Source organism: Methanocaldococcus lauensis, from assembly GCF_902827225.1.
Classification (GTDB): Archaea; AGJL01; Methanococci; order Methanococcales; family Methanocaldococcaceae; genus Methanocaldococcus; species Methanocaldococcus lauensis.
On record NZ_LR792632.1, the window covers coordinates 75,188 to 96,950 of the forward strand.

At 28.9% G+C, this 21,763-nt stretch carries 22 protein-coding genes and 1 tRNA gene; 5 read left to right on the top strand and 18 right to left on the bottom strand.

Features of this window, described 5'->3' with window-relative positions; translation table 11 throughout:
• The first annotated feature begins 437 nt into the window (after positions 1-437).
• The gene (locus KMP69_RS00440; protein WP_214400021.1) at positions 438-881 is read left to right on the top strand and encodes an NADH-quinone oxidoreductase subunit B family protein; all 444 of its coding nucleotides are present in this window, start codon (positions 438-440) and stop codon (positions 879-881) included.
• Positions 882-906: 25 nt separating this feature from the next.
• A complete protein-coding gene (locus KMP69_RS00445; protein ID WP_214400022.1) occupies positions 907-1,875 on the top strand; it encodes a respiratory chain complex I subunit 1 family protein in 969 nt (322 codons plus the stop codon).
• Between the two features lie 7 nt (positions 1,876-1,882).
• Here the strand turns inward: KMP69_RS00445 and KMP69_RS00450 are convergent, their stop codons facing one another.
• The 3 genes from KMP69_RS00450 to KMP69_RS00460 are packed head-to-tail and all read right to left on the bottom strand — an operon-like array spanning position 1,883 to position 4,624.
• A complete protein-coding gene (locus KMP69_RS00450; RefSeq protein ID WP_214400023.1) occupies positions 1,883-2,323 on the bottom strand; it encodes a hypothetical protein in 441 nt (146 codons plus the stop codon).
• Between the two features lie 21 nt (positions 2,324-2,344).
• Positions 2,345-4,381, bottom strand: a complete 2,037-nt coding sequence (gene feoB / locus KMP69_RS00455; protein WP_214400024.1) for a ferrous iron transport protein B — start codon at positions 4,379-4,381, stop codon at positions 2,345-2,347.
• A 21-nt stretch (positions 4,382-4,402) separates the two neighbouring features.
• Positions 4,403-4,624, bottom strand: a complete 222-nt coding sequence (locus tag KMP69_RS00460) for a FeoA family protein (protein WP_214400025.1) — start codon at positions 4,622-4,624, stop codon at positions 4,403-4,405.
• Between the two features lie 111 nt (positions 4,625-4,735).
• Between KMP69_RS00460 and KMP69_RS00465 the strand changes: the two genes are divergently transcribed.
• Positions 4,736-5,116, top strand: coding sequence for a metal-dependent transcriptional regulator (locus KMP69_RS00465; RefSeq protein WP_214400026.1), 381 nt, complete (start codon positions 4,736-4,738; stop codon positions 5,114-5,116).
• A gap of 7 nt (positions 5,117-5,123) precedes the next feature.
• Here the strand turns inward: KMP69_RS00465 and hemC are convergent, their stop codons facing one another.
• From hemC to KMP69_RS00540, 15 genes are all read right to left on the bottom strand, one after another.
• Complete coding sequence (gene hemC / locus KMP69_RS00470) at positions 5,124-6,002, bottom strand: hydroxymethylbilane synthase (RefSeq protein WP_214400027.1); 879 nt, start codon at positions 6,000-6,002, stop codon at positions 5,124-5,126.
• 23 nt (positions 6,003-6,025) lie between these two features.
• Positions 6,026-6,697 carry a diphthine--ammonia ligase gene (locus tag KMP69_RS00475; RefSeq protein WP_214400028.1) on the bottom strand — a complete coding sequence of 224 codons (672 nt, stop codon included), beginning with the start codon at positions 6,695-6,697 and terminating at the stop codon, positions 6,026-6,028.
• 54 nt (positions 6,698-6,751) lie between these two features.
• The gene (gene argC, locus KMP69_RS00480; protein WP_214400029.1) at positions 6,752-7,777 is read right to left on the bottom strand and encodes an N-acetyl-gamma-glutamyl-phosphate reductase; all 1,026 of its coding nucleotides are present in this window, start codon (positions 7,775-7,777) and stop codon (positions 6,752-6,754) included.
• 14 nt (positions 7,778-7,791) lie between these two features.
• Positions 7,792-8,076 (bottom strand): ArsR/SmtB family transcription factor, encoded by a 285-nt coding sequence (locus KMP69_RS00485; RefSeq protein ID WP_214400030.1) that lies wholly within the window; start codon positions 8,074-8,076, stop codon positions 7,792-7,794.
• 4 nt (positions 8,077-8,080) lie between these two features.
• Complete coding sequence (locus KMP69_RS00490) at positions 8,081-8,329, bottom strand: hypothetical protein (protein ID WP_214400031.1); 249 nt, start codon at positions 8,327-8,329, stop codon at positions 8,081-8,083.
• A gap of 247 nt (positions 8,330-8,576) precedes the next feature.
• Positions 8,577-9,596, bottom strand: coding sequence for a cell wall-binding repeat-containing protein (locus KMP69_RS00495; RefSeq protein ID WP_250543603.1), 1,020 nt, complete (start codon positions 9,594-9,596; stop codon positions 8,577-8,579).
• Between the two features lie 35 nt (positions 9,597-9,631).
• Entirely contained in the window at positions 9,632-9,919 is a 288-nt protein-coding gene (locus tag KMP69_RS00500; RefSeq protein WP_214400032.1) for a hypothetical protein, read from the bottom strand.
• A 187-nt stretch (positions 9,920-10,106) separates the two neighbouring features.
• Positions 10,107-11,414, bottom strand: a complete 1,308-nt coding sequence (gene lysA, locus KMP69_RS00505; protein ID WP_214400033.1) for a diaminopimelate decarboxylase — start codon at positions 11,412-11,414, stop codon at positions 10,107-10,109.
• Between the two features lie 21 nt (positions 11,415-11,435).
• The gene (locus tag KMP69_RS00510) at positions 11,436-12,689 is read right to left on the bottom strand and encodes a Druantia anti-phage system protein DruA (RefSeq protein ID WP_214400034.1); all 1,254 of its coding nucleotides are present in this window, start codon (positions 12,687-12,689) and stop codon (positions 11,436-11,438) included.
• 22 nt (positions 12,690-12,711) lie between these two features.
• Positions 12,712-14,466, bottom strand: a complete 1,755-nt coding sequence (locus KMP69_RS00515) for an ATP-binding protein (protein ID WP_214400035.1) — start codon at positions 14,464-14,466, stop codon at positions 12,712-12,714.
• A gap of 2 nt (positions 14,467-14,468) precedes the next feature.
• A complete protein-coding gene (locus tag KMP69_RS00520; RefSeq protein WP_214400036.1) occupies positions 14,469-15,701 on the bottom strand; it encodes a DNA double-strand break repair nuclease NurA in 1,233 nt (410 codons plus the stop codon).
• Positions 15,702-16,122: 421 nt separating this feature from the next.
• Positions 16,123-16,194 (bottom strand) — tRNA-Arg (locus KMP69_RS00525).
• Positions 16,195-16,258: 64 nt separating this feature from the next.
• Complete coding sequence (gene aspS, locus KMP69_RS00530; protein ID WP_214400037.1) at positions 16,259-17,563, bottom strand: aspartate--tRNA(Asn) ligase; 1,305 nt, start codon at positions 17,561-17,563, stop codon at positions 16,259-16,261.
• A 20-nt stretch (positions 17,564-17,583) separates the two neighbouring features.
• Positions 17,584-19,011 carry a DHH family phosphoesterase gene (locus KMP69_RS00535; RefSeq protein ID WP_214400038.1) on the bottom strand — a complete coding sequence of 476 codons (1,428 nt, stop codon included), beginning with the start codon at positions 19,009-19,011 and terminating at the stop codon, positions 17,584-17,586.
• Positions 19,012-19,216: 205 nt separating this feature from the next.
• Positions 19,217-19,933, bottom strand: coding sequence for a 6-hydroxymethylpterin diphosphokinase MptE-like protein (locus tag KMP69_RS00540; RefSeq protein WP_214400039.1), 717 nt, complete (start codon positions 19,931-19,933; stop codon positions 19,217-19,219).
• Between the two features lie 152 nt (positions 19,934-20,085).
• Here KMP69_RS00540 and mch point away from each other — a divergent pair, with 152 nt between their 5' ends.
• Positions 20,086-21,057, top strand: a complete 972-nt coding sequence (mch, locus tag KMP69_RS00545) for a methenyltetrahydromethanopterin cyclohydrolase (protein ID WP_214400040.1) — start codon at positions 20,086-20,088, stop codon at positions 21,055-21,057.
• Between the two features lie 147 nt (positions 21,058-21,204).
• The gene (locus KMP69_RS00550) at positions 21,205-21,762 is read left to right on the top strand and encodes an MBL fold metallo-hydrolase (RefSeq protein WP_214400041.1); all 558 of its coding nucleotides are present in this window, start codon (positions 21,205-21,207) and stop codon (positions 21,760-21,762) included.
• Position 21,763 lies beyond the last annotated feature (1 nt).

Genomic DNA, 21,763 nt, shown 5'->3' on the forward strand with positions numbered 1-21,763 from the left:
TATTTTATACTCGAACTCCTATATAAATCTTTCTTTTAACACTCGATTTTTCTGACTGCCTGATTATCAAAGTATTTATAAGAGTAAGAAAGGTTGTGCTAACTATTTATAAATAAAATGCACAACCATAAACAAAAATCTCAATAATTAAAAGTTATTTCATATCTTTAAAAATAAAATCAAACTTAAAATTATAAAAATAAAAACAAATAACTAAAATCTTTCAAAAATCTAAATTTTAATCAGAAAAAATTAGTAATACTTTTTACTAATTTTCTAGTACCAAATCCAAACAACCCCTTTATAAAAGCAAGAAAGTAAAATTAATATTATTAATATGCATATTAAAAAAGTTAATAAAATTTAAAGAAGCATAACTTATTTATATTTAAATTATAATTTATCATTAAAGATAATGATAAATTACTGGTGGCATTATGATTAAAAAAATAGCAAGAAAAAAATGTATTCATATTATGCTCGTTTATACTGGCGGATGCAATGGTTGTGATATTGAAGTAGTTAATGCAGTATTTTCTCCATTTTACGATGCTGAACAATATAATGTTTTTTTAACTTTTAATCCAAGAGAGGCAGATATTTTAGTAGTTTCTGGATGTGTAACTAAATTTGTTGAAGAATCCTTAAGAAAGATTTATGAAAAAATTCCTGAGCCTAAGGCAGTTGTTGCTGTTGGTTCCTGTGCGTTAATGGGTGGAGTTTATAAAAATATAGGAGGAGATTTGGGAGTTTCTGACTTTGTTGCTGGACCTGTTGAAAATATAATTCCAGTTGATGTTAAAGTGCCTGGCTGTGCTCCAAGACCTGAAGACATTATTGCTGGAATTGCCAAGGCAATTCATAAAGTTGTTGAAGGATGAAATAAAATATTTTGGGGGAAATATTATGATTGAAGAAGTTATTTCAATTTTAGGAATTCCTTCATTGGCGTTTGTTATATCAACATACATTCCTGGAATTCAGAGAAAGATAGAGGCAAGAATTCAACAAAGAATAGGACCAAGTATATTAGCCCCTGGATTTTGGGCATTTTTTAAGTTTTTATTTAAAAAAGTTGATAATCCAGATGCCAATTTACCAAATTTGTATAATAGATTACCATTACTATCAATAGTTGTTTTATGGACTATATTGGCTATAACTTCACTTACAAGTTTTCATATTCTTTCAAATGAAATAGGGATTGTAGGACTTTTAAAGTTAGAGGAAATGATGTATATAATTCTCGGCTCTCTATCATTTTCAATTATGGGTTGGAGAATGCCTTACATAGATGAATGTAAAGGAACTCCATTTATAAAAACTTTAAAAATATCATTAGAGCAGTTAGGGGCTGTAAGATGTTTTAAAATGATAACTATAGGTTCATTTCCATTTTACTTAGCAACATTTTTACCATTTATAAATAAGCATAGTATATTTTTAAAAGATATTGTTGGAGAGCCATTTTTATTTTCATTGGGAGGAATATTTGGGGCTATATGCTATTTCATTGGGTATATTATTATGGTTAAAGAATATCCTTTCTCAATAACTCACACTAAGGCAGATGTTATTGAGGGTCCAACAATGGAGTTAATGGCTAAGTATAGGGCATTATATTTGGCAAGTTATGAACTTCTTTTAATAACATTGGGTAGTTTATTCGCCACTTTATATTTAGGAATAGCCCCAGATGTTAGTAATCCAATAACTATAATTGAAAACTTTGCAATTGCATTAATATTCCCAATATTGGCGGCAATTGTTAGAGCATTTTCTCCTCTATTGTTATTTAAACAAATATATCCTATTTCATTTATAGCCACTCTATTTGGAGTTATTGGATTTATATTTGCATTGTTAGGATGGTAATTTAATTTTATAAAGACTTAGCAATTTTATATGGAATTATTGATAAGACTCCTAAAATTAAATATATAGTTATATTTTTAAATAAACTCCAATTTTTCCAATCTTCAAAACCTAACAAAAATCCAATAGCATTAGATACTAAAAATAAAAAAGCAATTATTCCTATACCCAAACCAATGATTGAAGCAGTAAATAAATAAGAAACTGCCTTTATATCTCCAATAACTGCTTTTTTTACTCCTAAAAAATAAGTTACTCCTATTGCCAATAATGCAAATCCTCCAAATACATCTCCTACAAATAATGGAAATTCTATATTCATATTAAGTATTGAATTAGAAAAACCTATCAAAATTTCTATAAATCCTGAAGTTGAAAACAATGCTCCAAATATTAAAGATAATGCCAGTAAAGTATTTTTAACCTCTTTAATATTTTTTAGTTCCATATTTTAACACCTTTGAAATTATTAAATAACTGAAAAGAGATGCAAAATTCCTGAGCCTACTACTGTTATTATTAATGCCACAATATAAGCCAATACAAGTTCATAGATTAAAGTAAATACTGCCCACTTCCAGCCGATTTCCTGTTTTATTACTGCCAATGTCGCCAAACAAGGGGTATATATTAAACAGAATGCCATATATGCGTAGGCTGATACTGGAGTGAATACTTTCGCTAAAATACTTACTAAATTTTCTTCTCCTACTCCATATAAGACAGCCATAGAACCTACAACTACTTCTTTTGCTATGAATCCAAATACTAATGCTGAACACGCTCTCCAATCCCAACCCATCGGACTAAATATTGGAGTTAAAGTTTTTCCAATAATTGCTACATAAGATTTTTCAATAAGTTGTGAATTATGTAATGCATCAACTCCTAAGAATCCTGAAGGACCATATACAGATAAAAACCAAACTAACATAACTCCAAATACTATAATAGTTCCTGCCTTCTTTAAAAAGTCATAAACTCTATCCCACGTGTTCATTAAAACTACATTTAAATTTGGGAGATGATAGGGAGGAAGTTCTACAATTAAAGGCATAGGAGAAGATTTAAAAATAAACTTTCTAAATAAAATTGCTAAAATTAACGCTAAACACAATCCAAGAGCATACATACTTATAACAACCAAACCCTGATACTTTTGAAACAATGCCCCTGCAAAGAAGGCATAAATTGGCAATCTTGCAGAGCAAGACATCAAAGGATTTATTATAATGGTTAAAATTCTATCTTTCTCGTTTTCTATAGTTCTCGTAGCCATAATTGCTGGGACATTACATCCAAAACCCATAACTAATGGAATTATTGCCTTTCCGGGCAAACCAAATTTGTTCATAATCCTATCTGCAATAAATGGAATTCTCGCCATATATCCACTTTCCTCCAATAGAGAGAGAGCAAAGAACAAAAATGCCAATATTGGGAAAAATGTTAAAACTGCCCCAACTCCTGAAATAATTCCATCAGATAATAAGGAGGCAATAAATTTGTTTGGTATAGATGATTTAACAATGTCTGCTAAAACTCCAAATCCATAATTAATCATTGCAGAAAATGGAGCTGAAACATCAAAGGCAAATTTAAACAACATCCATAACATTGGAATTAACAATAAAATTCCCACTTTTTCGTCAGTTAAAACATCGTCAAGCATCTGAGTAGTTGTTAATTTTCCAGAAGTTTTCCTAACAACCTCACTGACGATTTTATCAATAATCTTATATCTTTCCTCAACTATTCCCAACTCTGACTCTCCATATTTTTTAGCTAATTCTTCCATTATTTTATTTAAAACTGAGTTTAATTCATTCCAAACTTTGCTATTTTTTATTAGTTCTTCTATATATTTATCTCTTTCAAGTAATTTTATAGCAAGATACTTTAAATTGTATTTTTTTAAATTTTCATCCTTTTGCAAGATAGAGACAATTTTTTTTATGTATGGCTCTAATTTAGGATATTCAATTTTAGTAAATTTTTTATTTTTTACCTCCTCTGAAATAACCTTTTTTAACTCTTCAATTCCCATCTTCTTTGCGGCGGATATTGGAACAACTCTAACCCCTAATAGCTTCTCTAATTTATTTATATCGATATTTATTCCAGACTTTTCTGCTAAATCCATTTTATTTAATGCTAACAATAGATTAGTACCTATTTCCATTAACTGTAAAGTTAAATACAGATTTCTCTCTAAAGATGTAGCATCAACTATATTAACTACTAAATCAGGTTTTTCATTTAATATGTAATCCCTTGCAACGACCTCATCAATAGAGTTGGCAGTTAAACTATAAACTCCGGGTAAATCTACAACTTTAAATTTTTTTCCATTGTATGTAAATTCTCCTTCTTTTTTTTCAACAGTTACTCCGGGCCAATTTCCTATATATACATTCTCTCCAGTTAAGGCGTTAAATAATGTAGATTTACCTACATTTGGGTTTCCAATTAAGGCAATTTCATATTTATCTTCATTATTAGGCATACATTTTCACCATTTTTTAAACTAAACTCTCTCAACAATTATTTTCATAGCCAAACCCTTTCCAATGGCTATATTACAGCCTCTCACTGAGACAATTACTGGACCATTCTGATTTCTGATAACCTTTAATTTACTCCCAATATTCAATCCCATACTACTTAATCTTTGAATTACGCCAAATCCTGCATTAATACTCTTTACAATAACTGTTTCCCCTTCTTTAGCAAACGCTAACGGATACATAGTTACCACAACATTTATATATGATTAAAATTTTTAATTATAATTAAATTTTTTAAATATGGTTAAATATTAAGTAACTATATAGGGGTATAAATACCTTTCTGTGATACTATGTCTCAAAGTATTGAAGATTACTTAGAAAAAATATATATTTTTACAAAAGAAAATAAGAGACCTATAAAAACTACGGAATTAGCAAAGTTGTTAAATATAAAACCATCAGCAGTTACAAGTATGGCACAAAAATTAAGTAAGTTAGGATATGTTGAGTATGAGCCATATATTGGAATAACATTAACAAAAAAAGGATTAGATCTTGCCAAAAAAGTTTTAGATAAACATCAAACTTTACAGACATTTTTAGAGAAATATTTAGGAATAGATAAAGAAATGGCGTCAAAAGAGGCGTGTAAATTAGAACATGCAATGTCTGATGAAGTTTTGAAAAAATTAAAGATATTTATGGAGGAACATAAGGATTTAGTTGAATAATAAATAATTACTCTTTCAATTTTTTACCAATTTTTTTTCCTAATTCAACTGCCTTATTAATATCTTTTACTTTACATTTTATTTCCCCACAGGCTTTTTTTATTTTATCGTTAATAATAACCCCTGCATCTAATTTTAATAACTCATCTTTTTCATCGTAAATTGCTAATGCACCCATCGGAACGCTACATCCGCCTCCAAATTCATTTAATGCAGTTCTTTCACAAGTTGATTCTAAATAAGTTTTTTCATCATTTATTTTTTCTAATATTTTTCTTAAATTTTTGTCATCTTTTTTACATGCAACGGCAATTATTCCCTGTGCAGGGGCTGGGAGAATATTTAGCCTTTTATATTTGAAATCACTCAAATCAATTCCCAATCTTATTATTCCTGCCTCAGATAAGACAATAGCATCATATAAACCTTCTTTTAGTTTTCTTAATCTTGTATCTACATTACCTCTAAGGAGTTTAAATTTTGCATTCTTAAATATAAACTTTAAAAAAGATCTCCTTCTTAAACTTGAAGTTCCTATAACTATTTCACTATCTTCATCAAAATCTTTATCTTTATTCCATATTAACAAATCATAGTAACTATCTCTCTCTAAAACTGCCCCAATTATTAAGTTTTCATTCCACACAGTTGGAATATCTTTTAAACTATGAACGGCAATGTCTATCTCATTGTTTAATAATGCCAAGTCCAATTCTTTTGTAAAGACACCAATACCAATATCAGAAAGTTTTTTATCTAAAATTTTATCTCCAGTAGTTTTTATTATTTTTATTTCAACATCATAACCTATATTTTTAAGCTTTTCAGATACTTTATTTGCTTGATATAATGCTAACTTACTCCCCCTTGTCCCTATTCTTATCATAGTTTCCCATTTCTAATTATTAATTATTCCTTATCAACCAATTTAGCTTTTTTTATATTGTATATTCCCCATGTTTCATGCCATTCTATCTCTGCTTCAACAACTTCAATTCTCTTTTTAAAAACAGGAGAATCAAATACAAATGTTTCTGCCTCTCCTCCTTCAAATGCCTTATGTATCCCATACTTTTCACATATCTGTAATAATCTATCAATATTATCCTTTGTTATTCTCTTTCCTAACCATTCTTTGCCTAATCCATAGGCATAAACTCCAACAATTCTCACATCGAAAAGGTCACTTACAGTTCTTAAAATCCACTCAGGATCTTTATGCCACAATGGAGAAAAAGATTTTAATCCGAGTTCTTCACAAACTCTATCAATTCTTGATTTTTGATAGACACTTGCCACAGCCCCAGTAACAATTCCCTCAACATCTAACTTTTCCAATCCTTTTTTTAAATCTTCAACTTCTTTCTCCTTCTCTCCCTTTGTATAAATCTTTACAAGAGGAATTCCAACAGCCTTAGAACTGAGTTCAGTTAAATGCACATTTGGTATGTGGAACATATAACTTTCTTTATTCTCGCTCTCTACATTTATAAGATACTTGACATTAAAACCTTCTTTTAATGCCCAATATAATGCATAATTTGAATCTTTTCCACCTGAATATAGAACAGCAACATCCATTTATAATCACCTAAAAATATTAAAAAATAAAAATTTAAAAATAAGAATCAAAATTTAAGGATGTAACCCAACATTAAACAACCCTTCTTTTTCATCAAATCCAAACATTATATTCATATTCTGTATTGCTTGCCCACTGGCTCCTTTAACTAAGTTATCTATTGCTGAAATAATAACCAATCTATTGTGTTCATCTATCTCAAACCCACCAATATCGCAGAAATTCGTTCCTCTAACCCAAGTTAATTTAGGAATCTCTTCTGAAAATATTCTAATAAAAATTTCATCTTTATAAAATTTCTCATAAATCTTAATTATACCTTCTCTATCCAAATTTTCAACTAAAAATGTGTGTGCCGTTGTTAAAATACCCCTTGTGATTGGAGCTAAGTGAGGAGTAAATGAAACTTTAACATTTCCAAGTTTTTTTAATTCTTTTTCTATTTCTGGTGTATGCCTATGAGTTGTTATTTTATATGGGTTTATATTTTCATTTACATTAGGGAAATGGGTAGTTTCTGTTGGATTTATTCCTGCTCCACTGACTCCAGTTTTTGAATCAAATATAATTCTCTCCTCAATAATTTTTTCTTTTACTAATGGGGCTACTGCTAAAATACATCCAGTAGGAAAACATCCGGGATTTGCTACTAATTGAGCCTCTTTTATTTCTTTTCTATGTAATTCAGGCAATCCATAGGCAATTTTTGCATCTACAAGACCCTTATGCTTTATTTTATAATACTTTTCATACAATGATATATCTTCAAATCTGTAATCTCCACTTAAATCTATTACTTTAATTCCTCTCTCAATAAAATCTGGAACTATTTCCATTGAAGCTCCGTGTGGTGTTGCAGTAAATATTAAATCTGCGTCAATTTTATCTAAATCATTAGTAAAATATAAATTTTCATACTTTTTAATACCCTTTAAATGAGGATGAACTTTAAAAACATGTTTTCCCTCTTCTTTTCTTGAAGTTATATACTTTACCTCAACCTCCTTATGGTTTGACAACAATCTTAAGAGTTCTGCCCCTGTATATCCAGTAGCTCCAATTATAGATACTTCAATCATAATATCACCAAAATTTATTTCTCAAAGAATTCATCTATTTTATCATTGTCTATATAAAATTTAAATTTCTTTGCTCTATACATTCTCTTAGCCCTTGCGTCATCTAATACTAAATAACTTTCCACTAAATCAGCCTCTTCCAGTTTTTTTAAATGAGTATATAACACAGGCCTCGATAGATTTAGAGCTTTAGCTAATTCATAAATACTCATCGGTTTTTTATTCAAAAGATATAATATTTTAATCCTTACGGGATTAGATAATGCTGTTCCTATCTTAACAGTTTTTTCTAAATCCATAAAATCACTCAATTTCTTCCCATTTTTTCTTTAAATCTTTAACAATCTCTTTTATTTCTTCTACATCTTTCTCTATTTTTGCTAATTCTACTTCACTATTGGGTTTTTTGAATATCAAATATGCCAACATTATTATGATAATTACTAAAAGAATTATTACAATATATTCGTATCCTACAAATATATGACCAATTGTTGTATGCGTAGTAGTATCTTCTACAACAAAATGGCTCATTCCTGCACCATAAGGCATTATCTTCACCTCAGAGAAATAAATAAATTTTATTATTATAAAGAACTGGTTAAATATATATTTAAATATATCATCAGTATTAAAAAATCTTATCGTAGTTTTAATTTTAAATTTTATTTAAATTTTATAGTTTTCTTCTGCAATAAAATAGACCACCGTATATAAAATGTAATATTATTAATATTACTAAAAAATAACATAAAATTTAAATAAAATTTAAAATAAGAAAATAAAAAAGAATTTTAATTTATTGAATATTTATGGTGTTGTTATTATTTATATTTTTGTAATAAATGTGAGGAGCTTTTTCATAACCTTTTGAAGCGTTAATTATATGATAGTTTATATGTGATACAGTTTCATTCATTTTATTTATTTGATTGTTAAATCCTCTCGTACCATTTGCCATTCCGCCATGCCACATTGGATGTAAATGCAATCTAACCATTACCATATGCATTTCTTGAAGTTGAACCATAATTCTGTATGCTTCTTGGTATCTGTTTTGATTCATTAGTTGTATAACTTCATTCAATTTGTTTTCTAAGTCCGTAGTATTTACGCCAAGATTTTTTAATCTTTCAATTTTCATTTCCATTAATCTAATTCTATTTTGTAACATTAATTTTACTCTCTCATCAGAAATTTTAGTTACATTAACCTTAAATCCTCTATGCATTAACATATTTGTGATTCTTGAATAATTACAAAATGGACAAATTGGATTTTCAATAACTTCAATATTTTGTATTCTTAACTGTAATCTTGTTGGTTCAACTGATAAGTTTGTTCCATTTGTTAATAATAGTAAGCAATGTCCATCTCTAATTTTTTCCATACTTTCATTTAATGCTATGTCATCTAATCCATAGCAAACACATGCTGATACATTATTTCCAAAAGCGTTTTTAAATTGATTTTGGAATCTTAAAGTTACATTAGCATTAGTTTCATATCTTGTTTGTCCTCCTACTCTTTCAACAGTAATTCCAGCATTTTCCAAGGCTGTTGTATAGTTTTCAACAACTGCTAATGGGCCTCCAATTATTATAACCTTATCAGGATTTAATGCTAATATTTCATTTACTACATTTTCGTCATAAACTCCCCAAGTTGTTGTTACAACTGTAGCATTTAACGCCTTTGCTAATTCAAGAGCAGTTGCCTGATCTGCACAATTATCACTTACTAAAACAACAGTATTTGTCGATACTATTGGCAGAGCTACTAATGATAATAATAGAACTACCATTTTCTTTATTATCATAGGCTTATCACCTGATTATTGTTTATATTTTATTTTTATCTATACCATCCCCAACAACATCCACATCTACAATAACCACAGCAAGGACAATAACCATATGGAGGATGGTAATTATCAAAAGGTGAATGGTAGTAGTCGCTAATGTTATCATTAATTGAATTATCATTTGGGTAAGGGTAATAATGAGAAGGATAGTAATAATTTGGAGGATAGGCATGATAGCCCCAATATCCATAAGGAACCCATGCAAATACAACGCCTATCAAACAAAGAACCCCCAAAGCAACGATACCTTTTAGCATTTTACTTTTAAAAAGTGTCATTTTATTCCCCCTATTAATATCTGTTTTATTATTTAACAATATGTAGTATTTTTACTACACATTATTATGTTATGCAACATATATTTATATATTACGGAGTTGTTCAAATATTAATCACAACTGTAAAAATAAAAAATTAAGGTAAATTTAAAACAAATTAAATCAAATTAAAAATAGAAATGGAAAATTACAATAAATGAGGGGGAACAATATCTTTATAAATCAAATCTGCATAAGTTTCTCTTTCTCTAATTATAAATACTCCCTTTTTACTTGTTAAAATCATTCTTGGTCTTCCTCTTGCATTGTAGTTGTTAGCCATACTTATTCCATAAGCACCAACATCAAATATAGCCAATACATCCCCTATATCAACTTTGTCCAACTCTCTATCTCTACCAAAAACATCACTACTTTCACAAAGCCCTCCTGCTATACTAACAATTTCTTTTTCATCTTTAACTTTACAGTTTATTATGTGATGATAGGCATCATACATAGCTGGTCTCATCATATCATTCATTCCAGCATCAATCATAACCCACTTTGTTAATGGAGTTTCTTTTATATGATGAACTTTTCCTAATAGATAGCCAGCAGTGGAAACTATGCTTCTTCCTGGCTCTAATATTAGGTTTGGAATCTCTACTTTATCACTATATTCCAACATTGTATCTATTATTGCGTCTGCCAAATCTTTTGGAGTGGGTATTTTTTTATCTTTTTCATAAGGAATTCCTAAACCTCCTCCCAAATTAACATCTTCTATTTCTATACCCTCATTTTTTAATTCTACGACAAAATCCATAACTTTTCTTGTTTCTTCAATAAATGGACTAATATCTGTCAATTGGGAGCCAATATGACAATGAACTCCAACCACATTAACATTTTCCATTTCCATAGCCATTTTTATAGCCTTCAAAGCCAAACCACTTTCAACATCTAAACCAAACTTATTCTTCTTTAACCCTGTTGAAATCTTTGGATGTGTTTTTGGATCTACATTTGGATTTATTCTAAAAGCTACATTTGCTACTTCTCCCAACTCTTTTGCAGTTTCATTTATTAAAATTAATTCACTTATGCTATCTACATTAAAAGCTCTAATCTTTGCCTCAATTCCCATTATAATTTCTTCTTTTGTTTTACAGTTTCCATTAAAAACAATTTTTTTTGAAGGAACATTTGATAACTTTGCTATATATAGTTCTCCTCCACTGACTACATCAGCCCCACATCCTAATTTAGTTAATAATCTTGTAATAGCCAAGTTAGCATTTGCTTTGTATGCGTAGGCAAGAATAAAATCTTTTCCAGTCTCTTCTTCCCATCTTTTAAATGCTTCAAAATATCTATTTACATTTATTTTAATTTGCTCCTCTGACATAACATACAAAGGAGTCCCAAACTTCTCAGCCAATTCTATAGCATCATAGCCATCTATAAAAAATTTCCCTTCTTTTATCTCTACTGTATCATTACCTAAAAACATCTTTTCACCTTAATACATATTCTAAGTTAGTTCAGATACTTTATCTAAAGATGTATAAATCTCTTTCTTGGCATCATTTATTTGATTTAACACATCATTTATATAATCGTTAAGATTAAACTTCTTCCACTCTAAATTTCTTTCAGATCTTGGAATTAACCATCGTTTATACCAATATTCATAGAACTCTCTAAATGTGTAATTGTAATATTCTGGTTCAACATTATTTTTAATGACTTCTTTGAGATTTTTAGCATGGGGGAATAAGTAACATCCTCTTTTTATATTGTGGTAAATAAATGTCTTTCCATTATTACTTTTAAATCCTAATTCATAGAAAGCTCGTGAAATAAGCCTTAACTTTCGTGAAGGTCCTGTACCATAACCTCTTTTAGTATTAATACCAAGAAGTCTAAGATATTTTAGTAATTTTTCATATAGTTCATCAGGTATATGAAAAGTCCCTGAACCTTTTGTATATCCAATAAAAATACTCAAGTTTTTTCCATTATATTTTAACCTCTCATATATAGTTCCTTTTCCATAAGCAGAAGTAGTAGTTATAAATAATAATCTTGCAGGAAGTTTTCTGTTCCTGATGAATGTTACTCTATCTTTGTATTTATTTTCATAAATTTCTCTTATATCCTTACTTGCTAAAGACATTGCAACTAATTTTCCTCCTAATAAATAGTTATATGGTGGAATAGCCCCAACTCTCTGAGCATACATTGACTGATTTAACCAATAATCTTTATCTTCTTTTTTTAATTCTAAGTATTCATCTCTAATTGACGAATGTAAAACAGGACTTTGTAATTGAACTAATCCAAAAACTGTGTTATGATATCTATCCCATAATAAATATCTAATCTGTCTCCCAATAGGTCTTTCATAAGGAAGAGACCACCAAGACAAATTCCACCATCGAAATAATATAGTCTCTTTTTTTGTTTTTACTACTCTTAACTCTATATCGATATTTTCCACATCCAATTCAGAACCACTTATAGCATATTTTTCAATAATGTCAATATTTTTCTCTAAAAATTGTTTATTTTTCTTTAACAATTCTAATTTTCTTATATAATGAACTTTTTTAAGGTCTTCTTTAGAAAATCCATTTGGAACTATCTCATAATTTTTTGTAATTTTAAATCCCTGTTTTGTAAGTGTAAATATAATTTCTTCTCTTAATTGTTTTTCTAAAGTTTCTAAAATTTCTATTTTTTTTATACTTTTGCTATGTGTTTTTCTCGTCTTTTGTTTTCTCATGTCTAACCCCAAAAATTAAAATTTAATCAAGATTATTGCATTTTTTAAATTCTTCTGGAAAGTTTAAAGCATCTATTGCTATAGCTTTACTTGTAGGAATAAATGGTATTATTGGTCCTTTTACTATGAAAGATGGCTTTCTCTCTCCACAACTTACTAAAGGATCTCCAAATGTTTTATATATATTCAAAGCCTCTTCCCCACCCATAATTTCATCCAAACGTCTCCATTCACTTCCATAATTTAATCCATAACCTACAAAGAAAACCCTTAACTGGTCTAAAATTCCCTTGTCAATACTTGAAAATGTTTGGCTAATAAACATCCATCCAATTCCATATTTTCTTGTAGTTCTAACAGCATCTATTAATAATGATTTTAATCTATCTAACTCCTCATCATCAGGTTTTTCTTTAGGTGCAAATCTATGAGCTTCATCTATAACAACTAACGTGTTTAGTATTCTATCTTTGAGATATTCTTCTTCCCCAGCTTTTTTAATATAATTAACTAATTCTGCTAATATAAAGTATTTAATAGATATATTCCAAAACATTCCTGATTTTCTCGCTTCTTCATCTGCTAAATTAATAATAATTATTTTATCTTTTCCTTTCATTTCTTCTACAATTTCAGCAATAGTTTTACAATTCTCCGTTTTTAAAAACCATTTTGAAATTTCATCCCATTTTTTTAGAATTATATTTTTATTTTGTTCAATGCTTCTTTTTAATTCTTTCTGATATTTATCATCTTTATATACTTCATTACTTCTATTTTTTACTTCTTTTAACACTTCTCTAAAATCTTTAGATAATAAATCTTCAAGGTTATATGGGACTACACATTTTTTTGACGTGAGATACTTTATTGATTGAATAATTACTCTAATGAGTAATCTCTTCTTATCGCTAAAAACACCAAAATATTTCCAAAAATCTTCAATTCCGATATTATTTAACAATCTCTCTAAAACATCTAATGTTTTATCCTTATCATCAAAAATAAGCCTTATATCACCAATACTAACTACTTCCACATCTTTTCCACAAGATTTTAGTAAATCCCCCCATTTTATTTTTTTATCATCTTTTTTATCCTTAACGTCATTACTAAACTCCCCTTGTGGATCAAAAATAAATATACTCATCCCAGCATTCTTTGCATAACAAGTAATTATCATCTTTGCTAACCAACTTTTCCCAGAACCTGTTTTACCAAAGATTCCTAAGTGTATCGCTTCTCCAAAGCCTCCTTCTCCTTTACTAAAATCCCTAAATTCGAAAGGTATTAAGACATCTGTTCCATAATATTTACCAATAAACGATAGCTTTCTATCCTTTGAAAAAATTTTATTAAACTCATCCATAAACTTTTTATTAACTAAATATACTTTTGAATTGGTAGATGGAACTGTTCCTAACCTTTCCACCTTAATTTCGTTGCCATCTACTGAAAATACCGAAATTATAGATAATCTTCCAATATGCAAATCATGATCTCCACTTATTGGTGAAATGGGTCCTTTTTGTTTAATAATGCCTCTTATTTGTGATTGCTCAAGCCAAACATTTTTAAGCTCAATATCAGTGATTTGACCAAATATTAAGAGGTCTTTCCCATCCTGACTACTTTTAATTACACAGAGATTCCCAAGTAAGTTTTTTCCAATAACTTCTTCTTTAATATCAACTTTTAACTCAGTGAGGTTAGATGGAGAACTTACAACCCCAATTTCTTCTAATTCATTATTATCTATCATTTTAATTAATTTCATATTTACCCCTCCGCAGTTCTATAACTGTTAAATAACATTAAGATGTGATAGGGATCGATACCTTTATCAATGAAATTTTTTATTGCTTCGTATGATAAATTTTCTTGAGAGATATTTAGCGTGTATGTAGTGCTTTTTACCATTTTATCTGCAATATACAACGGATAGGGCTCCATAATGTTGGGATAAAACTTTGTATTATGAATAATTCCTGTAATCACGTTTTTTAATATCTTATCATTTTTGGATATATAACTATTAATTTCAAACCTTATTACTCCTCTATTCTTACATCCACTTTCATCAGGAAGTGCATAATAAAATACTTGCCAATTTTTTAATTCATCAGTTATATCATCAATAATTTCTTCGTTTATTAATTCCTTATCTTCTTCGTTGATTTTAAAATGAAACTCTTCTTCAAGTAATATATTAAAAGGTCCTAACAACTCTCCAGGTTTTAATATCAAATTTAATAAGCCCCTATCATCAATTTTTAATTCTAATTCCATTTCATCTTCAATTTCTTCTTTAACATATGATGTAGTTATTGCTTTTGGGACTGCTACATAGTACATATCTGATCTCTTATTACTTAATATTTCTAAATAATCATTTAATGCATCATTTAATGTTGGAAATTCTAAGACATCATCATTTTCACTATAACCTTCAATAACCTCATTTTTTTTATTAATAAAAACATCCCATAATTCTTCACTAACTCCAGATTGTTTGCTCTTATATGCTTGGTGAAGATGAATATATGGAGTTTTGATAGAGCCATCAATAAATTTTAACATGTGTGGAGCGTTATTTATTAGATGTAACTCTAATTTTACCATAATTCCTCTCAAAACACTACTATTCCTTTCTTTTCTATCTACAAAAGAAGAATAGTAAAAAAATTTTGGTTCTTTCCATTTATTCTCTTCTTTTGGTGGGGTAACTCCCTCAACAATAATTGAAGATACTTGAACTAAATCCCAACCTAACAATTGCCTCAATGTATATGCTCCATCTACTCCACAAGATGTAGGAATCGATGTAGTATCTGGAAAAACAGGTTTAATTTTATTCTTTGATTCTAAACAATCTCTTATTTTATCCTTTATTTTTAAAAGTTCATTAAATTCAGAGATCATTTTATCTTTCATTTTTGGGAGGTCTTTTTCTATTAACTTATCAATTAAACTTTCAGGAACATATAATTCTTTATCGTCATTAATTTGCATATTCCCCACCTAATATTTCTACATACGTCAATAACAAAATAAAAAAATAAATATTATAAAAACTTTTTGATTTCAATATATAAATTAATTTACTAAATTAAGAATTTTACTTTTATAATTAATAATAAAGAATAAAAAAATACGCCCCAGCCGGGAATCAAACGGACCATTTAGAAAAAGTTTCATCAAAACGGATGCATTGCTTCCTAAAGGAAGCAATGCCTCATAATGACATTAATTGCCCCTGAAAGGGGCAACTTAATGGATGTGGGGTATCCCGAACCATAGGGCTTCGCCCTATTGGGATACCCAAAATTTACACCTCTGCCTTTGGCAGAGGTGTTAGGGAGTATAGCAATAGAGGGTCTCCCTCTATGCGGTGTATATCAATAGGGGGTTTCCCCCTATGGAATAAAAAATACGCCCCGGCCGGGATTCGAACCCGGGTCTTGACATCCGCAGTGTCAAAGGATATCCGCTACCCCACCGGGGCTAAAAAATAATAAAATGAATTGTTAAAATAAATATCATAACCTAAATAAAATTACTAAATAAAATTATGGAGTTAATCTCTGTCTATCTCTTGGGAATAGGACACACTCTCTAATGTTTTCTTGCTGTGTTAAAACCATAGTGAATCTATCTGCTCCTAAACCCCATCCAGCGTGTGGAGGCATTCCATACTTAAATGCCTCTAAGTAATAAGTAAATCCATCTGGATTTAGTCCTTTTTTCTTAATATTTTCTACTAATAAATCATATTGATGAATTCTTTGAGCTCCAGAAGAGATTTCTAAATCTTTATACATTAAATCAAATGCCTTACAAACTTCTGGATTATCTTCTTTTGGCATAGTATAGAATGGTCTTGTCTCAGATGGCCAGTCAGTTATAAAGTATAATCCTCCCATCTCCTCTCCAATAGCTTTCTCTGCCTCTCTACTTAAATCTTGCCCCCAAACAATTTCAACGCCCTTAGAGTTCGCAATATCAATAGCTTCATCATATGTAATTCTATCAAATTTTTTTGGAGGTATTTCAAATTTAATTCCTAATGTCTCAATCTCCTTGCTTCTATTTTCATAAACATCTACAAATGCATTATATACAACCTTCTCTAACATTTCCATAGCATCATTATCATCAGCAAATGCCATTTCAATATCTATAGATGTAGCTTCATTTAAATGCCTTCTTGTGTTATGTTCCTCAGCTCTAAATATAGGGGCTATTTCAAACACTCTATCCAAACCTGTAGCCATTAACATCTGTTTATAGAGTTGAGGACTCTGCCCTAAAAAAGCCTCTCTCTCAAAGTAAGATATTGGGAATAGTTCAGTTCCTCCCTCAGTGCATGATGCAACTAACTTTGGAGTATTTACTTCAATAAATCCTTCATTATATAGCGTTTTTCTAACGGATTTTAACATTTCATTTCTTATTTTAAATATTGCTTGGATTTTAGGTCTTCTCAAATCTAAAAATCTGTTTTCTAACCTTGTATCTAACTCTGCTGGAACTTTTTCAGAAGGATCTAAAGGAAGAGGTCTTTGAGCGGTATTTAAAACTTCTAAATCTAATGGTAATATTTCAAATCCATTTGGTGCTTTTTCATTTGCAATAACCTTTCCTTTAATTGCAATAACATCCTCAGCTCCAAGTTTTTTTATTCTTTTAAATAACTCCTCTCCAATCTTTTGTTTTGGTGCTACTATTTGTAAAAATCCTTCTCTATCTCTCAAAATAACAAATATAATTTTACCTAACGCTCTAATTGAATGCACCCAGCCCATTACAATTACTTCTTCTCCATCCATTTCTGGCTTAATATCTGCTGAATAGTGTGTTCTTTTCCATTTCATAATCTCACCATTTATTAATTTTATTTTTCCTCTTCTTTAATTCCAATAACCTCTAATATCTTAGTTCTAATAGCTTCTTCAACTAACTTTCTTAGAGCCTCTTTGTCAGATACTGCTTTAAATATACCTAAAGGAATTTTAGCTGCTGCAGCTGTTTGATGCCCTCCCCCACCAAATGCCTTATTTAATATTTCTCCTAAGTTTAACCTCAAATCCTTAGTTCTTGCAGATATGTGTATTTCATCACCAACTATACCAAAGACGAATGTTGTAGATATTCCTTCCATTTTTAGTAAGAAATCAGCGGCTTTTGGTAGGGCATCTCTATTACTAATCTCTCCTACATAGGCTAAGGCTATGTTACCTTTAACTACTTTTCTGTTCATTATAGCTCTGGCTAATACTTCCATAACTTCAGTTGATATTTCTGGATTTTCAATCATATTTAGTAATGTAGCATCTATATAACCTTGTAAATAAGCAGCAGCTTCAAAATCTAATTTTGATGTCTCTCTTTTAAAATAGTCAGTATCTGACTGTATTCCATAAAATAAAGCGGTTGCTAAGTTTCTTGAAGGTTCAATATTTAACTCCATAAGATATTGAGTTAAAATAGTAGATGTCGCACCTACCTTTGGCCTTATATCAACATATTCAGCAGTTAAATCAGAATTATTATGATGATCTATAATTATATCTATTTTAGGAGGCAATATTGGTAACTGTTTTGATGTAGATGTGTCTACAACAGCAATTATGCAGTAATCGTTTAAATTAACATTCTCAATATTTAAAAGATTAATACCTAACAAATTTATCATTGCCTTATTTTCATCATATCCAATACTTCCTCCATATGCTATTTCTGCCTCAACTCCCCATTTTTCAGATATTGTTTTTAAAGCCATTGCACTGGCAATTGCATCTGGATCTGGATTTGTATGGGTTAATATTAATAATGGTCTTTTACTTTCTTCTTCATTTTCTTTTTCATTAATACATTTTTTCTTACCTTCTAATAGTAAATATTTCAACCTCATTAATTTTCTTTTTAATTTTGCACCCTCAACCTCTTTTGCAATGTCTTTAGCACCACTTTCTAAGATGTTTATAACCTTATCTATATTTAAACCCATATAAAGTTCATGATAGCCAGGTATAGCACGAGCAATTTTATAAGATTTAGGACTTAATTCACAAACTTTTTCTGCTATTTTTCTATTAATATCTGGATTGTTTGTTAATATTAATACAATATCTGCTTTATCTATTTCTGCTTTTTTTAATACATTTTCATCAGTAGCATCTCCAACAATTGCCTTTATACCTTCTTTTAATAAATCATCTATATCATCAATTTTTATGTCGATTATGGTTATAGGTTCTTTATTTTTTATTAAATTTACAACTTTTTTACCAAAAGTTCCATATCCTATTACGGTTATCATAGTTATCACAAAAATTTAAATTTTAATTTTATCCTATATTATTATTAGGAAAAAGAAATTTAGATAATATAAAATTTCTTACAATCCTTAGAATAGACTCTATAATTAATTTTACTTACTTTTACTATGGGGCTATATATAATTTATCGAAATAGAAATTTTGCAATATATAACTATATTCACCTATAAATTTAAATATGTTTATTCATTTTAAAAATTCAATGTCTATCCTATTTTTTAAGTAATTTATTAATTTTTCAGCATATTTTAATTTTTTTATTTTTATTTCATCACCAATTTCTATCTCACTCTTTATATTGGGTCTTGAATACTTTGTTATATAAATTCCAAAATCCATTCCTCCTAATATTAACTTCTTAGCTTTAAAGTGATATGCTAAAAAGCAACATCTATCTCCATCTGTAAATCCTCCAAAATTAACTAAATTTTTTAGATTTAACTCCATATAATTTGGAATTTGGCAACTACCTACAACATTTTTTAACTTTGGAACATACTTTTTAATTTTATCAATATTATCTCCATGTGCATGAACCACTATTATAGATCCTCTTTTATTACATTCAAATATAGCATTTAAATCCCCGTCTAAATCTGAAACGATAATATCTGGAATAATTCCCTCTTCTAAAAAAGCCTTTGATGCCCCATCAGCAACAATTATTGGAATATCTTTATTTAAATTTTTTATAATTTTTATATGTTTTTTTAATGAAGGACCTGCACCAAATATAAAAACTTCTTTCCCTTCAATGATATTTTTAAGGTTTTTTATAGGAATTTTATCAGCATTCTCTAAGATATTGTTTAATATTATTGCACTTTTGATATCTTTATTTTTATCAAATCCAAAATCTTCAATAATTTTATTATAAAATTTTTCCCATTCTTTCATATCCATATTATCACATTTGAGTAATTATTATTTATATTAAAGTCCTATTCAAAACTAAATCATAAATTATAAAAACAATATTGACTTTAATAATAGATTATGTCTCCTTAATAAATTCTATTCTATATAAAAAGTTATAGGTTTTGTTGGTGGTATATATGTTAAGTGTAAATAAAAAAGCCTTGGAAATCGTAAATAATATGATTTCAAAAAAAGAGGAGTTAAATATAGAAGTTATAAAATTAGAAAATGGAGCAACTGTTTTAGATTGTGGAGTTAATGTTCCTGGAAGTTGGGAAGCAGGAAAGTTATTTACAAAGGTTTGCTTAGGAGGTTTAGCTCATGTTGGTATATCCTTATCTCCATCAGGTTTTGAAGATATAAACCTTCCATTTGTTAAAGTAAAAACATCTCATCCAGCCATTGCTACATTAGGTTCTCAAAAGGCAGGTTGGGCAGTAAAAGTTGGCAAATACTTTGCAATGGGTTCAGGACCAGCAAGAGCATTGGCTAAAAAACCTAAGAAAACTTACGAAGAAATTGGATATGAAGATGATGCAGATGTTGCTGTTTTATGTTTAGAGGCATCAAAATTACCTAATGAAGAAGTTGCTGACTATGTAGCAAAAGAATGTAATGTTGAGCCAGAAAATGTTTATTTATTAGTGGCTCCTACATCTTCATTGGTAGGTTCTATACAAATCAGTGGTAGAGTTGTAGAGAATGGAACATATAAAATGTTAGAGTGTTTAGAGTTTGATGTTACAAAGGTTAAATATGCCGCTGGTTTAGCTCCAATTGCCCCAATAATTGGAGATGATTTTGCTATGATGGGTGCTACAAACGATATGGTGTTATATGGAGGAATAACCTATTATTACATTAAAAGTGATGAAAATGATGATATTGAATCTCTTTGTAAGGCATTACCTTCATGCACATCAAAAGATTATGGAAAACCATTTATGGAAGTTTTTAAATCAGCTGATTATGACTTTTATAAAATAGATAAAGGTATGTTTGCTCCAGCAGTTGTAATAATTAATGATATAACAAACGGTAAGGTATACAAATCTGGAAAAATTAATGTTGAAGTACTTAAAAAATCATTAGGCTGGACAGAATTGTAAAATATTAAATATAATAATAAAGATTTACTTTTTTATCTTCTTTCTATGTCATCTACTAATATTTTTAAGTATTATTTTAAGTATAAAGGTTAAATTTTATTTTTTATAATAAATTTTTCTTTTAAATTCATAAAATGGGGAAAGAACATGATAAAACTCCTATATGATGGAGAACTTATAAGAGAAAATGGAATAATAAAAAAAGCATCTTCATCAGTAACTTTAATCCAAACAAAAAACCACAATATAATTGTAGATACTTCAACAAAGGATAAGAGAGAACTAATTATTAAAGAATTGGAAAAATTAAATTTATCTCCAAAAGATATTGAGATTACTATAAATACTCATTTACATTACGACCACATTGAGAACAATTCAATATTTAAAAATGCCACATTTTATGCCTCTCCAAAAGAATTTGGATTTAATGAATATTTTGAAGATTTTAAAAAATTTAAAGATAAAGAGATTGAGATAGTTGAAACTCCAGGGCACACTTATGGTAGTATTTCAGTTATTTATAAAGATTATATCGTTGTTGGAGATGCCTCTCCTTTAAAAAATAATGTGATAAAATTAATTCCACCAAGGTTAAATGTAGATGAAAAATTAGCCCTAAAAACTTTAAAATATATTAGAAGTTTAAAAAAGAATGTAATTACTGGACATGAAGGAATTGTATATAAGGAAGAGATAATTTAAA

Excerpts from the sequence above, each read along its gene's own strand:
- KMP69_RS00515 (WP_214400035.1), bottom strand. The coding sequence starts at position 14,466 with ATGAAATTAATTAAAATGATAGATAATAATGAATTAGAAGAAATTGGG.
- KMP69_RS00540 (WP_214400039.1), bottom strand. The coding sequence starts at position 19,933 with ATGGATATGAAAGAATGGGAAAAATTTTATAATAAAATTATTGAAGAT.
- KMP69_RS00510 (WP_214400034.1), bottom strand. The coding sequence starts at position 12,689 with ATGAGAAAACAAAAGACGAGAAAAACACATAGCAAAAGTATAAAAAAA.
- KMP69_RS00440 (WP_214400021.1), top strand. The coding sequence starts at position 438 with ATGATTAAAAAAATAGCAAGAAAAAAATGTATTCATATTATGCTCGTT.
- argC (WP_214400029.1), bottom strand. The coding sequence starts at position 7,777 with ATGATTGAAGTATCTATAATTGGAGCTACTGGATATACAGGGGCAGAA.
- aspS (WP_214400037.1), bottom strand. The coding sequence starts at position 17,563 with ATGAAATGGAAAAGAACACACTATTCAGCAGATATTAAGCCAGAAATG.
- KMP69_RS00445 (WP_214400022.1), top strand. The coding sequence starts at position 907 with ATGATTGAAGAAGTTATTTCAATTTTAGGAATTCCTTCATTGGCGTTT.
- KMP69_RS00520 (WP_214400036.1), bottom strand. The coding sequence starts at position 15,701 with ATGCAAATTAATGACGATAAAGAATTATATGTTCCTGAAAGTTTAATT.
- KMP69_RS00460 (WP_214400025.1), bottom strand. The coding sequence starts at position 4,624 with ATGTATCCGTTAGCGTTTGCTAAAGAAGGGGAAACAGTTATTGTAAAG.
- lysA (WP_214400033.1), bottom strand. The coding sequence starts at position 11,414 with ATGTTTTTAGGTAATGATACAGTAGAGATAAAAGAAGGGAAATTTTTT.
- KMP69_RS00450 (WP_214400023.1), bottom strand. The coding sequence starts at position 2,323 with ATGGAACTAAAAAATATTAAAGAGGTTAAAAATACTTTACTGGCATTA.
- KMP69_RS00495 (WP_250543603.1), bottom strand. The coding sequence starts at position 9,596 with ATGATAATAAAGAAAATGGTAGTTCTATTATTATCATTAGTAGCTCTG.
- KMP69_RS00485 (WP_214400030.1), bottom strand. The coding sequence starts at position 8,076 with ATGGATTTAGAAAAAACTGTTAAGATAGGAACAGCATTATCTAATCCC.
- KMP69_RS00490 (WP_214400031.1), bottom strand. The coding sequence starts at position 8,329 with ATGCCTTATGGTGCAGGAATGAGCCATTTTGTTGTAGAAGATACTACT.
- KMP69_RS00465 (WP_214400026.1), top strand. The coding sequence starts at position 4,736 with ATGTCTCAAAGTATTGAAGATTACTTAGAAAAAATATATATTTTTACA.
- feoB (WP_214400024.1), bottom strand. The coding sequence starts at position 4,381 with ATGCCTAATAATGAAGATAAATATGAAATTGCCTTAATTGGAAACCCA.
- KMP69_RS00500 (WP_214400032.1), bottom strand. The coding sequence starts at position 9,919 with ATGACACTTTTTAAAAGTAAAATGCTAAAAGGTATCGTTGCTTTGGGG.
- KMP69_RS00550 (WP_214400041.1), top strand. The coding sequence starts at position 21,205 with ATGATAAAACTCCTATATGATGGAGAACTTATAAGAGAAAATGGAATA.
- mch (WP_214400040.1), top strand. The coding sequence starts at position 20,086 with ATGTTAAGTGTAAATAAAAAAGCCTTGGAAATCGTAAATAATATGATT.
- KMP69_RS00475 (WP_214400028.1), bottom strand. The coding sequence starts at position 6,697 with ATGGATGTTGCTGTTCTATATTCAGGTGGAAAAGATTCAAATTATGCA.
- KMP69_RS00535 (WP_214400038.1), bottom strand. The coding sequence starts at position 19,011 with ATGATAACCGTAATAGGATATGGAACTTTTGGTAAAAAAGTTGTAAAT.
- hemC (WP_214400027.1), bottom strand. The coding sequence starts at position 6,002 with ATGATAAGAATAGGGACAAGGGGGAGTAAGTTAGCATTATATCAAGCA.